The 11,689-nt window shown below is 61.2% G+C and carries 10 protein-coding genes; 4 read left to right on the plus strand and 6 right to left on the minus strand.

The features are described 5' to 3' along the window. The first annotated feature begins 176 nt into the window (after window positions 1-176). Window positions 177-1,214, plus strand: a complete 1,038-nt coding sequence (locus NW841_RS09145) for a hemolysin family protein (RefSeq protein ID WP_414386155.1) — start codon at window positions 177-179, stop codon at window positions 1,212-1,214. 9 nt (window positions 1,215-1,223) lie between these two features. Here NW841_RS09145 and NW841_RS09150 read toward each other — a convergent pair whose 3' ends face one another. The 3 genes from NW841_RS09150 to bioB all read right to left on the minus strand — a co-directional run bounded on the left by NW841_RS09150 (window position 1,224) and on the right by bioB (window position 4,784). Next, entirely contained in the window at window positions 1,224-1,511 is a 288-nt protein-coding gene (locus NW841_RS09150; protein WP_414386156.1) for a 2TM domain-containing protein, read from the minus strand. A gap of 109 nt (window positions 1,512-1,620) precedes the next feature. After that, a complete protein-coding gene (locus NW841_RS09155) occupies window positions 1,621-3,693 on the minus strand; it encodes an ATP-binding protein (RefSeq protein ID WP_414364048.1) in 2,073 nt (690 codons plus the stop codon). Window positions 3,694-3,851: 158 nt separating this feature from the next. Further along, window positions 3,852-4,784 carry a biotin synthase BioB gene (gene bioB, locus NW841_RS09160; protein ID WP_414386157.1) on the minus strand — a complete coding sequence of 311 codons (933 nt, stop codon included), beginning with the start codon at window positions 4,782-4,784 and terminating at the stop codon, window positions 3,852-3,854. Between the two features lie 109 nt (window positions 4,785-4,893). On the opposite strand from bioB, the gene NW841_RS09165 reads away from it, so the two are divergent. Then, window positions 4,894-5,889: a deoxyhypusine synthase family protein gene (locus NW841_RS09165; protein ID WP_414386158.1), complete on the plus strand. Its 996-nt coding sequence runs from the start codon at window positions 4,894-4,896 to the stop codon at window positions 5,887-5,889. A gap of 22 nt (window positions 5,890-5,911) precedes the next feature. On the opposite strand, the gene NW841_RS09170 is transcribed toward NW841_RS09165, so the two are convergent. Genes NW841_RS09170 through NW841_RS09180 form a run of 3 tightly spaced genes read right to left on the minus strand, consistent with a single transcriptional unit; the run spans window position 5,912 to window position 7,891 of the window. Then, window positions 5,912-6,478 (minus strand): ankyrin repeat domain-containing protein, encoded by a 567-nt coding sequence (locus tag NW841_RS09170; protein WP_414386159.1) that lies wholly within the window; start codon window positions 6,476-6,478, stop codon window positions 5,912-5,914. Window positions 6,479-6,482: 4 nt separating this feature from the next. Continuing rightward, a complete protein-coding gene (locus NW841_RS09175; protein ID WP_414386160.1) occupies window positions 6,483-7,259 on the minus strand; it encodes an MBL fold metallo-hydrolase in 777 nt (258 codons plus the stop codon). Continuing rightward, complete coding sequence (locus NW841_RS09180) at window positions 7,256-7,891, minus strand: anthranilate synthase component II (RefSeq protein ID WP_414364055.1); 636 nt, start codon at window positions 7,889-7,891, stop codon at window positions 7,256-7,258. The genes NW841_RS09175 and NW841_RS09180 overlap by 4 nt, the downstream gene beginning before the upstream one ends. Before the next feature lie 179 nt (window positions 7,892-8,070). Here NW841_RS09180 and NW841_RS09185 point away from each other — a divergent pair, with 179 nt between their 5' ends. Together NW841_RS09185 and NW841_RS09190 are read left to right on the plus strand one after the other, a co-directional pair. Next, on the plus strand, window positions 8,071-10,482 hold the full coding sequence (locus tag NW841_RS09185) for a DEAD/DEAH box helicase (RefSeq protein WP_414386161.1): 2,412 nt from the start codon (window positions 8,071-8,073) through the stop codon (window positions 10,480-10,482). Window positions 10,483-10,835: 353 nt separating this feature from the next. Further along, on the plus strand, window positions 10,836-11,689 hold an 854-nt coding region (locus NW841_RS09190), incomplete at its 3' end, for a polysaccharide deacetylase family protein (protein ID WP_414386162.1).

The raw sequence follows: 11,689 nt of genomic DNA on the forward strand, positions 1-11,689 counted from the left end.
CCACCCGCCTACGCGGTGGGGTAGTTCATTTCTGAGGTGTTGGGCCTTGTGGGGTGGGGCGATGCGCTTGGCCAGAACCGCTAAGGTAGGAATCCCGTTGACGAAGAGATACTGGCCTGCCCTGCTCCCCCTAGGCCGAAACCACCCGTGTCCGGCTCTGGGTAGCCGCGAGCACTATGGGTAATACACTCCTCCTGGCTTTTTTGCTTCTCCTCTCAGGGGCCTGCTCCGGGGCGGAAACCGCCATCACGGCCATGGACAACTTGCGCTTGGAGTCCCTGATCGAAGAACAAGGGGATCCACAAGGCCTCTATCGGCTGGCGCAACAACAGCGATCCCGGCTGATCACCACCTTGCTGCTGGTGAACAACTTCGTCAACATTGGCATCGCCGCCCTGGCCACCACCATCTCTATTGAGCTACTGGGATCCCAGTTTGGAGCTTTGGCCGCCACCGTGCCCACCACGATCCTGGTGCTCCTGTTTGGAGAAGTAGCCCCAAAGTCCCTGGCGGTGAGCCATCCGCTGGCAGTGTTCCGCTGGGTGGTGCGGCCTGTTCATGTCCTCTCGGTGCTGCTGCGCCCTTTTACCGACGCCTTTGAATGGATTGTCAGCCGGCTGTTCAACCTGTTGGAGCTCTCGCCGCTGACGGCCACCGCTTCCCTCAAGGATTTGGAGCTGCTGATCGACGTGCTGGGGCAGCGGGGGCTGCTGGATTGGCAAAAGCGGCGCCTGTTCCGAGGCGCCTTGGCTTTGGATTTGCTCCAGGCGGGAGATGTGGCCAAACCTAGGGTAAAAATGGAGACCATCTCCCACGATAAAACCCTGCAGGATGTGGTGAAGCTCTGCCTGGAAACAGGCTACTCCCGCATCCCTGTGCAAGGAGAATCCAAAGACGAGATCGTCGGCGTCATTCACCTCAAGCAGGCTCTGCGCTACCTGGAGCAAAAGGGCAACGCTGAGGTCACCAAGGCCATGTCTCCGCCTTTTTTTGTGCCCGATACCAAGCGTGTCAGCCTGCTGCTCAAGGAAATGCTACGCTCCCGCCAACACCTGGGGATCGTGGTGGATGAGTTTGGCGGCACCACCGGCTTGATCACGCTGGAGGACATTTTGGAAGAGCTGGTGGGAGATATCTACGACGAAAGCGATCTCTCCCCCCTGCTGCTGCAGCGACAACGGCGACAGCGCCCCTCCTCTTCTGGATCCCCCTAAGGGAGGCTGCTAGCCAGCTTCTGCAGAGTCTTGGTTGGCTTCGGGGGAGGGGCCCGGATCGGCGGGGTAACGGGCAACAAAAAAGATCCAGAAGCTGTGGATCCCTACGCCCATACCCCACCCGCCCAATAGAGGCAGCAGCCACGGCCAATCGGCTCGGTACAACTGCTGGAAAAACACCAGTCCCGAGGCACTGCAGAGAAAAACCGCCAGATGGGCCGCGTAGGTGTAACGGTCATCCAGCTTGCGAAACTCAGGATCCCGACGGGAGGGCTTGCGGGGCCAGCGAGGTGGCATGGCAAAACTGGGCAGTTAAAACCTTCTTTACTGTAGAACAACCCTGGACAGGGATCCCTGCGGCTCGGGGCCTAACCCCAGTGGGTTGCCCGGCGTCTGCTTTCCAAGTTTAGGAGGTTGGGTGGGGCCGCTCCCGCCAGCGGCAACTGGGGGGATCCGTTTCGCCGGGCTGGGTGGCAAACTCCAGCGGCCCGTTTTCGGTGTATAGGTGCAGGTCGAACCAGAAGGTGGATCCCTGTTCCAGCTTGCTTTCCAGGCAGATGCGGGTGTAGTGCTTCTCCAGAATGTTGCGCACAATGGCCAGGCCCAGGCCGGTGCCCTCCAAAGTGTGGACGCGGTTCTCGACGCGGAAAAAGCGGTCGAAGATCCGCTCTTGATCCTCCGGGGCGATGCCGATGCCCGTATCGGCCACCGCCACCCGCACCGCCTGCGGGGATCCATCCGCCTGCACCACCAGGTGGGCATGCACCGTCACCAGACCTCCCGACGGCGTGAACTTGAGAGCGTTGCCCAAAAGATTGGTCATCACCTGCAGCAGCAGATCGTAGTTGCCCCACACCAGGGGCAGATCCGGATCGACAAACTTGCGCAACTGGATCCCTTTGTCGCGGGCTTGCAGGTGGTGGGTGCGCAGGGTCTGCTCGATCACCGCCGCGATATCGACGGCCTCGAAGTGGTACTGCTTGCCCGACTCCAGACGCGACAAATCCAACACATCGTTGACCAAGCGGGTGAGGCGATCGGTTTCGCGGTTGGCAATTTCCAGATAGTCCAGCCGCTCCTCTGGCGACATCTGCTCGCCGTACTCGTAGAGGGTCTCGATAAAAGACTTAATACTAAAGAGGGGGGTACGCAGCTCGTGGCTGATGTTGCTGATGAACTGGGCCTTGGCCTCGTTGAGCTCCACCTCGCGGGTGATGTCCTGTACCGTCATTACAATCCCCTTGAGGTTTTGCCGCCGCGGGTCGGATACCGGCGACAGCAGGATGCGAACGACGCGCTTGATGGGGCCGCTGAGGTTGACGCGAATTTCCTCTGCCTCTTGATCCCCGCGGGCAATTTGCATCAGGGGGCGGGCCAACTGCTGCCGTAGATCCTCCGGCAACAGCTCCGGCAAAGGCTTGCCCAAGACGGGATCCCCTTCCCAGCCGAACATGCGAGAGGCCGCCGGGTTGAGCAGCAGCACCCGAAACTCGGCATCCAACAAAATGGCGGCATCGACGATAGAGAAAACCAACGTCTCCAACTTGGCTTTGGCGGCGGCCAGTTCTTCGATGTTCTGCTCTTCGTAGCTCTGCAGCCGCTCCGCCATCTCGTTAAAGCTGTCGATGAGCTGGGCCAGCTCTCCCCCAAAGGGCAGGTCGATGCGCTGCTTGAAGTTGCCCTTGGTGATCTCCTGGACGCCCTTGACCAGTTCTTTGATGGGGTAGGTGATGGTGAGGGCATTGACCACGGATCCCAGGATGGCCAGAACCCACACTGCCAAAAACACCCCAATCGAGACCTCCCGCGCCAGTTGCGTGGAGCGCACGAGGGCGGGGTTGGGGTTGATGCCGAGGCCAAGGGTGCCCAAAAAGCGGCCCTGATGATAGATGCCGACAAAAATGTCCGTCACCCGCCCGGCGGGGGTGAGGTGGGTGCGCACCAGCGGCTGGCCCTCGGCAGGCGGGCGGTTGTCCGGCAGTTGGATGCGGCGGGTAAGGCTGAGGGAGGTTTTCACCTCCTGGTTGGAAAACGGGATCCCGTAGTAGATGTTCCCTTCCGGGTCGGCGTAGAGCAAATAGCGGATGCTGCTGGTGCTCTCAAAGTATTGCCGCGACAGTTGGGCCACTTCGCCGATGCGATCTTCGGCAATCAGGGGAGCAACATTGGCTGCCAACAGCAATCCCAGATCCCGGCCAAAGCGGGCCTCGTTGAAGCGGGCATCCTGCTGCACAGTGCTGATGGCCCAGAAGGTGAAGCTGCTCACCACCAGCGAGACCACCAGCGTGGCCACAAAGAGCAACTGGGTCTCCAGGCGCAGCTTGTGTTTCCAGCGCGCCCACCAGCGCCGCAGGGATCCCCAAAAGCCCCCTCCCCTTGTCGGCTCCGCAGTCTCCCCAGGTGAGGGCTCTGGAGGAGAAGAAGCTGACTCAGGCGATTGGACGTTGACAAGGGGCTCGACAGTGCTGACAGGAGACATGAACCCGACGTAACAACCCTGGAGAACGCTGTCGCCACCATTTTGACATGGCTGCCGACAGGGTTAAGAAAGGGTTAGATTTTCTGAAAAGATTGTTACAACAGAAGGGACACGCCTAGATCCAACTAGGGATCCTAAAGGCGCAAAAGGAAATGCTTCTAGAGGGGTTGCAGGCCTAGCTTCTCAAGCAAAGCCGCATCGGCGGCCGAGCCTGGGTTAGGCGTGGTCAACAACTTTTCGCCGGTGAAGATGGAATTGGCGCCTGCTAAGAAGCACAGCGCCTGGTCGCTCTCGGACAGGTTTTTCCGCCCTGCCGAGAGCCGGATCTGGGCTCTGGGCAGCAGCAGCCGAGCCGTGGCGATGGTGCGCACCAGCAGCAGCGGATCGGGAGGGGGAAGCTGGCCCAGGGGCGTGCCAGCCACCGGCACCAGCGCGTTGATGGGTACCGAAGTCGGCGGGGGCGTCAGGTTGGCCAAAACGTGCAGCAGGGCGATGCGGTCTTCGTCGGTCTCCCCAAGGCCGACAATGCCGCCACAGCAGATCTGCAGGCCGGCTGCCCCCACATGGGCCAGAGTCTCCAGGCGATCCTGGTAGGTGCGCGTCGTGATGATGCGAGGGTAGAACTCCGGCGAGGTGTCCAGATTGTGGTTGTAGGCCGTCAGCCCAGCCGCCGCCAACTGCTGCGCCTGAGCAGCCGACACCATCCCCAAAGTGACACAGGCTTCCATCCCCAGCTCGCGCACCGTGCGCACCATCTCCAGCACCCGCTCAAACGCCTCCCCTTCCGGGGCTGACCGCCAAGCAGCGCCCATACATAGCCGGGTGGCACCGGCTTTTTGAGCAGCCATGGCCTGCTCGCGCAGCGAATCCAGGGAGGTCAAGGGGTAGGTCTCGATCCCTGTCGAGTAGCGGGCGCTTTGGGGGCAATAGGCGCAGTCTTCCGGGCAGCCGCCCGACTTGATGTTGACAAGGGCGCAGAGTTGAACCCGGTTGGGAGGGTGGTGCTGTCGGTGCACCGCTTGCGCCTCGAACACCAACTGCAGCAGCGGCCGATGGTAGATTTCGCGAACGTACTCCAGAGCAATGGCCATGCCGGCAATGTCCAAAACTCCCTAAAAGCTTGCCAGCGCTCTTAGGCTTGGTTAGGATGTAAAATCCGTGCTTTGGGAAGGCGAACCCGTCTCGCTTAGGAACTCAACAATGATAACCCCAGAAGCAGTGGCCAAAGGCCCTATCAGCCAATTTGTTGAGCATCACTTTCGCCACTTTAACGCCGCCGCCCTGGTGGATGCGGCCAAGGGCTACTGTGCTCACCTGGAAAAAGGCGGCAAGATGATGGTGACCTTAGCCGGTGCCATGAGCACGGCAGAGCTAGGGCTTTCCCTGGCTGAGATGATCCGCCAGGACAAGGTGCACGCTATCTCCTGCACCGGCGCTAACCTGGAGGAAGACATCTTCAACCTCATCGCCCACGACTTCTACGAGCGGGTGCCCAACTACCGCGACCTCAGCCCGCAGCAGGAGCAGGAGCTGCTGGAGCGGCACCTGAACCGGGTAACGGATACCTGCATCCCGGAAGAAGAGGCGATGCGGCGCCTGGAAAAAGCTCTGCTGGAAGAGTGGATCGCTGCCGACCAGGCCGGGGAGCGCTACTTCCCGCACGAGTTCATCTACCGCATCCTGCGCAGCGGCCGGCTGGAGCCCTACTACCAGATCAATCCACGGGATTCCTGGGTTTACGCGGCCATGGAGGCCAACTTGCCCATCTACGTGCCGGGCTGGGAGGACTCCACCACCGGCAACATGTACGCTGCCCACTGCATTACCGGTGAGATCCGCCATGTCCACACCGTCCGCACGGGCATTGAGTACATGATCCACCTGGCGGACTGGTACACGCGCACCTCGGCAGAGTGCTCCATCGGCTTCTTCCAGATTGGCGGCGGCATTGCTGGCGATTTTCCCATCTGCGTGGTGCCCATGCTGCACCAAGACCTGGGCCGCAAAGGGATCCCCCTGTGGGGCTATTTCTGCCAGATCAGCGACTCCACCACCAGCTACGGCTCCTACTCAGGGGCAGTGCCCAATGAGAAGATCACCTGGGGCAAGCTGGGGGTTGACACACCTAAGTTCGTCATCGAGTCGGATGCCACCATCGTGGCGCCTTTGATTTTTGCCTGGGTGCTGGGGTGGTAGAACCCCGCTTCAGGATAGACGATCAGCGAGGCTGGGGCTGACCTGAGGTAGGACGGGGCCATTGGGAGAGCAGAATCGCAGCTTCCCAGCGCCTCATGTCCTGGGCAATGCGCAGGGGGGTGAGGCCGTAGCCGTCCGGCTCGTCAATCTCGGAGCCATGCTCCAGCAGCAGCCGCACCACCTCGGGGTTGCCCGACCAAGCGGCAAAATGCAGGGGCAGGCCGCCGGCCCCGAAGCGGGCATTGACGTTAGCACCTCCCTCGAGCAAAGCCTTGGTCACTTCAGGATTGCCCAGGCGGGCAGCTTGGTGGAGGGGGCTGGCTCCGCCGCGATCTAACCGGTTGGGATCCGCCCCAGCGGCCAGCAAAAGGCGGGTGTTGAGGCCGCTTTCGACGAAGAACAGAGCCGTCTTGCCCCGCTCCTCGACGACATTGGCGTCTTTCCCCAGCCAGAGAGCCAGTTGCAGCCGCAGCGGGTTGGCGGTGGCCAGGACTTGTGGATCTTCTGGCAGGGAGTAGCCGTAGAACCCCAGCCCCCCTACCAGCAGGGATCCCAGCCCGGCACCCACAGCCCACCACCTATGCTCCATGGCCCTACTCCTCAAAGAACAGGATGGCAATCCCTTGGCTGGGTAGGGCCTGGGCCGAAAGCAGCAAGGGGTTACTGAGGGCAGGTTGCACAGCAGCAGCGGGAAAGAGGCGCAAAAACGCTGCTAAAGGTTGCAGCTCGCATTGGGACGCCTCAGCGGCGGCGGTGCGATACATAGTCGGGATGACCAACTTGGGCTGCAGCACTTCGATGGCTGCCTTGGCCGCCTCGGGATCGTAGTTTTTCGGCCCACCCCCCACCGGCACCAGCAACAGGTCAGGGCGAGCCAGCAAGATGGACTGTTCCCGGCCAATGGGCTGCAGGGCCCCTCCCAAATGGACAATGTCAATCCCGGCCATGCGCCAGCGCCAGCCCACGTTGAGGCCAAAGCGAGGGCCCCGCGGCATGCGCACCCCCTGCACGCGGATCCCATCGATGACGTAGTCCCCGGGCTGAAACAGCACCTTGGGGTTGCCGGGCACGACGTCCAGGGCCCCTTCGTCCAGGAGGCGGCTGCTGAGCAGCACCAGATCGGCCTTAACGCTGGGAGGAGGATAGCCAGCCGTGCAGCCCCCCGGCCGAAAGGGGTTGACCAGAAAGCGCTTCCCCTCCCCCTCGAACAAAACGCAACTGTGGTGCAGCCAGGTCAGTTGCAAGCTCTGGGGGGTAAACTCCAGGGATCCCCCTGGGGAAGGGGCCGTTTGAGCACCTCCTCGCTGACCCCCCACGGCAAGGGATCCCAGCAGGCTAGCGCTGGCTTGCAAAAGCTGGCGACGCTTCATGGGGTGGGGATCCCTGACGCAACCACGGCAGCCGCTGGCTGAGGCGCTCCTAAGGCATGGAGCTGCGCCAAGCGCAGAAAGTTGCTCAACAGGCGTTTGCCCTCAGCGGTCAAGATGCTCTCCGGGTGGAACTGCACGCCCTGCACGTGGAGATAGCGGCGGTGGCGCACCCCCATGATAGTGCCATCGCAGGTTTGGGCCGTCACCTCTAGCTCGTCAGGACAGGTGGAAGCCTCGATGACCAAACTGTGGTAGCGGGTGGCCGCAAACGGCTGGCTCAGCCCCTCAAACACCCCCACCCCCTGGTGGTAGATGAGCGAGGTTTTACCGTGCATCAGCTCAGGGGCGGGCACGATGCGCCCCCCGTAGACCTGGCCAATGCACTGGTGCCCCAGGCAGACGCCCAAGATTGGCAGCTCGGATCCCAGCTCCCGAATCAGCTCCAGCGAGATGCCGGCATCCTCAGGCCGCCCTGGCCCCGGCGAGATGACCACCGCCTCCGGCTGCATCTGGCGCAGCTCGGCCACTGAGATCTCGTCATTGCGAAAAACCCGTACCTGGGCCCCCAGCTCCCCCAGGTATTGCACCAGGTTATAGGTAAAGCTGTCGTAGTTGTCGATTACAACCAGCACGATGGCACCCGGCGACGGCACCTCATTTTAGCATTGCCGAGGCTTGGCTCTTCCCCAGCGGCAAGACTCGCAACCCAGAGCCAACACCCGGATCAAGCTTGTATCCTGGAGGATATAGCACACAAGCGGCAGCGAGGTGGCTCGCTTTTAGGTTGTTTTCCCATGATTTTTCGGATCCCATGAACCCGCTCCTCTCCCCGGCAACCGATTTGCTGGACGAGTTGCGGCAGCTTTTCCCCTTCGAGCTGGACGAGTTTCAGATCCGGGCCATTCAGGTTCTGGCGGCAGGGGAATCGGTGGTGGTCTGTGCTCCCACCGGATCTGGCAAGACCCTGATCGGAGAATATGCCATCTATCGGGCTTTGTCCCAGGGCAAGCGGGTTTTTTATACAACCCCGCTGAAGGCTCTTTCCAACCAAAAGTTTCGCGATTTCGGCCAGCAATTCGGCCCAGAGCAGGTTGGCCTCCTCACTGGCGACATCTCCCTTAACCGGGAGGCGCCGATCTTGGTGATGACCACTGAGATCTTCCGCAACATGCTCTACGGCACGCCGCTCTCTCTCGCCGTCCAGCAGGGGGCTTACGGCAGCGAGATGGATGCGTGGGAAGCGGCGGAGGCCCTGAGCCGGGATCCCTTGCGGGATGTGCAGGCGGTGATCCTGGACGAATGCCACTACATGAACGACCAGCAGCGGGGCACTGTCTGGGAAGAAGCCATCATCTACTGCCCTGCCCACATTCAGCTGGTTGCCCTCTCGGCCACCCTGGCCAACAGCGACCAGCTCACCGACTGGATGAACCAGGTGCATGGCCCCACCCGACTGATCGACTCCAGCCATCGCCCGGTGCCACTGCAATTTCACTTTGCCAATCGCAAAGGACTGTTCCCCCTGCTGGAGCAAACCGAGTCAGGCCAGTGGGTGTGCAATCGCCGCCTGAAAAGCAAACTCCCCAAGTCCGGCCAGTCCTCCTACGGGGGGGTACCGGATATGGTGCAGGTGGTAGAAAACTTGCGCCAGCGGGACATGTTGCCGGCCATCTATTTCATCTTCAGCCGCAAAGGCTGCGACCTGGCGGTGGCCGGTGTGGGGAACTTGGATTTGATCGCCAGCGAGGCAGAACGGCAGCAGTTGGCCGAGCAGATCGACCGCTTTTGCCGGGAAACGCCGGAAGCCGTGCGTCGGGATCAACTGGATGCCCTCTACCGGGGTATTGCCGCCCACCATGCCGGCATGTTGCCCGCCTGGAAGGGCCTGGTGGAGCATCTGTTTCAGCAGGGGCTGGTGAAGCTGGTTTTTGCCACCGAGACGCTGGCCGCCGGGATCAACATGCCCGCCCGCACCACGGTCATCTCTTCTCTTTCCAAGCGCACCGATAACGGCCACCGTCTCTTGACCGCCTCTGAGTTTATGCAAATGTCGGGCCGGGCCGGACGACGGGGCAAAGATGTGATCGGGCATGTGGTGACGTTGCAATCCCCCTTTGAAGGGGCGCAGGAGGCGGCGCGGCTGGCTACGGCGGGGGCAGATCCCTTGGTGAGCCAGTTTACCCCCACCTATGGCATGGTGCTGAATTTGCTGCAAAAGCACTCTTTGGAGGCGGCGCGGGATCTCATTAACCGTAGCTTTGGCCAGTATTTGCTCTCACTGCAAAAGTTACCCGAACAACAGGAGCTCCAGCGCACGCGCGCCGAGCTGGAAGCGATCGATCGCCTCTTGGGAGATATTTCTGCTGAAGATATTGCCCGCTATGAAAAAATGCAGGCGCAACGGCGGGAAGAACGACGCATCTTGCGCTACCTGCTCAATCAGCGAGAAGCCGAGCCGGATCCCACCCTGCGCCTGTTGGCTTTTCCCCACATCCAAGCCCAAGAGGAAAAGATCCGCGCCCTGGAAGCCCGCATCCGCGAAAACCCTGCCCACAAAGTTGGGAAAAAGCTGCTGGGTTTACAGGAAAAGCGCCAGCGCCTGCTCAAGCGTCTGCAGCACCTGGAGCGGCAAAGCGACTCGGTACAAGAGTTGCGCTGGCAGCAGTTTATGGCCCTGGTGGGTGTGTTGCAGGAGTTCGACTGTCTGCAGGGGTACCAACCTACCGCCAGTGGAGAGGTGGTGGCCGCTCTGCGGGGAGATAACGAGCTCTGGCTGGCGCTGGCCCTGCTCTCTGGCGAATGTCTAGGCTGCGCTCCCCATCACTTGGCTGGGGTGATCGCTGCCCTGGTGGCCGAGCCTCCCCGTTCAGGAACCTACAGCCGGCTGCGGACTTCCGGGCTAGTCGAGGATGTGCTGCAGGGCTTGCGAGGCCTGCGGCGGCAACTCTTCCGCAGCCAGCGGCAACACCAGGTGTTTCATGTGCCGATTGGGTTCGAGCCCGATCTGGCCGGGATCGTGGAACACTGGGCCCAAGGGATCCCCTGGGAAAAGCTAGAGGCCAGCACCAACCTGGATGCTGGAGATATCGTGCGCCTCATCCGCCGCACGCTGGATTTGCTCTCCCAGATTCCCTACCTACCCCATCTGCCGGTGGAGTTGCGGGAAAACGCTCGCGAAGCCCAAAAAATGCTGGATCGCTTCCCGGTCAGCGAGCTTATCTGAGCGTAGACTGAAGGAATCTGCCAGGATTCGGTTGCCCCTGGGGATCTTCTCTTTGGGGAACTGGGAGTGGACAGACAGGTTTTGTCCGTCCAGCCAACTGCCTAGGGCCCACAGTCCGCCGGCGCAAACGCGATGCCGCTAACGGCGGGAAATGCCGCTGGGCCGAAAAGTGTTTCGTTGCCAGTAAAGATCGCTTAGTTATCCCACTCGCGCAGCGCTCGCCCTGGAGAAAGTTACCCTTGTGGAGATTTCTCTAGCCGGTTGCGGGCTCTGGAAGCAGGAACAAGCAGCAAGGCTGGACGGTGCTCAGCTATGTTCAGCATTCGGTGCTTGTAGGCCCTTCGGAGTGGGTTATGCTGCCGCCTGCCTACTCAGCCCTGCCCAAGCGAAACCCGCTGAGCCTGCCGAATCAGGCGCGGGTGGCTGTCTATGTGGTGGTCAACATCGAGCACTTCACCTTTGGCAAGTTGGGTACTGCCATCCAGCCCCATCTCACCACCTCGCCCGAGATCGCCAACTATGGCTGGCGGGATTACGGCAATCGGGTGGGGATTTGGCGCCTGTTTGAGTTGTTCGCAGAGCTGGGGATCCCAGGAACTGCTGCCTTGAACGCCGAAATGGTGGAGCTATATCCCCCCATCCTTGAGGGGATCCGCCACCACTGCTGGTCGGTGATGGCTCATGGCTGGAACAACTCCACTGGCCACAGCGGCCTGACCCGCCAGGCAGAAGAGGAGCTGATCGAACGCAGCTTGTCCCTTTTGGAGAAGACAGTGGGATTTCGTCCCTGGGGCTGGCTAACGCCGGGGTTTTCCGTTAGCGAGAATACTTTTGACTTGCTCAGAGCTGCCGGGATCCGCTACACCGCCGACTGGGTGAACGATGATCAGCCCTACTGGCTACAAACTGCCGCTGGCCCTCTCCTGGCGATCCCCTACACCTTGGAAGCCAACGACATCACTCTCTGTCTCAGTGCCCGCCTAGCAGCAGAAGCTTTTGCCCAAGCCCTCATCGCTCAGTTCGATCAACTCTGGCAAGAGGGAGAACGCTTCCCTCGCATTATGGCCATTGGCCTGCACCCTTTCATCGTCGGGCAACCGCTGCGGGTGGGATCCCTGAAAAAAGCGCTCCAGCACATCCGATCCCGTCCCCAAACTTGGCTCACCACGGCAGATGGTCTCTACGAATGGTATGCCCAAGCCTGCCC

The sequence above is a fragment of the Synechococcus sp. H60.3 genome (assembly GCF_047462295.1).
GTDB lineage: Bacteria > Cyanobacteriota > Cyanobacteriia > Thermostichales > Thermostichaceae > Thermostichus.

Coding starts and splice junctions, on each gene's coding strand:
- NW841_RS09165 (WP_414386158.1), top strand. CDS start 4,894: ATGATAACCCCAGAAGCAGTGGCCAAAGGCCCTATCAGCCAATTTGTT.
- bioB (WP_414386157.1), bottom strand. CDS start 4,784: ATGGCCATTGCTCTGGAGTACGTTCGCGAAATCTACCATCGGCCGCTG.
- NW841_RS09175 (WP_414386160.1), bottom strand. CDS start 7,259: ATGAAGCGTCGCCAGCTTTTGCAAGCCAGCGCTAGCCTGCTGGGATCC.
- NW841_RS09155 (WP_414364048.1), bottom strand. CDS start 3,693: ATGTCTCCTGTCAGCACTGTCGAGCCCCTTGTCAACGTCCAATCGCCT.
- NW841_RS09170 (WP_414386159.1), bottom strand. CDS start 6,478: ATGGAGCATAGGTGGTGGGCTGTGGGTGCCGGGCTGGGATCCCTGCTG.
- NW841_RS09145 (WP_414386155.1), top strand. CDS start 177: ATGGGTAATACACTCCTCCTGGCTTTTTTGCTTCTCCTCTCAGGGGCC.
- NW841_RS09185 (WP_414386161.1), top strand. CDS start 8,071: ATGAACCCGCTCCTCTCCCCGGCAACCGATTTGCTGGACGAGTTGCGG.
- NW841_RS09150 (WP_414386156.1), bottom strand. CDS start 1,511: ATGCCACCTCGCTGGCCCCGCAAGCCCTCCCGTCGGGATCCTGAGTTT.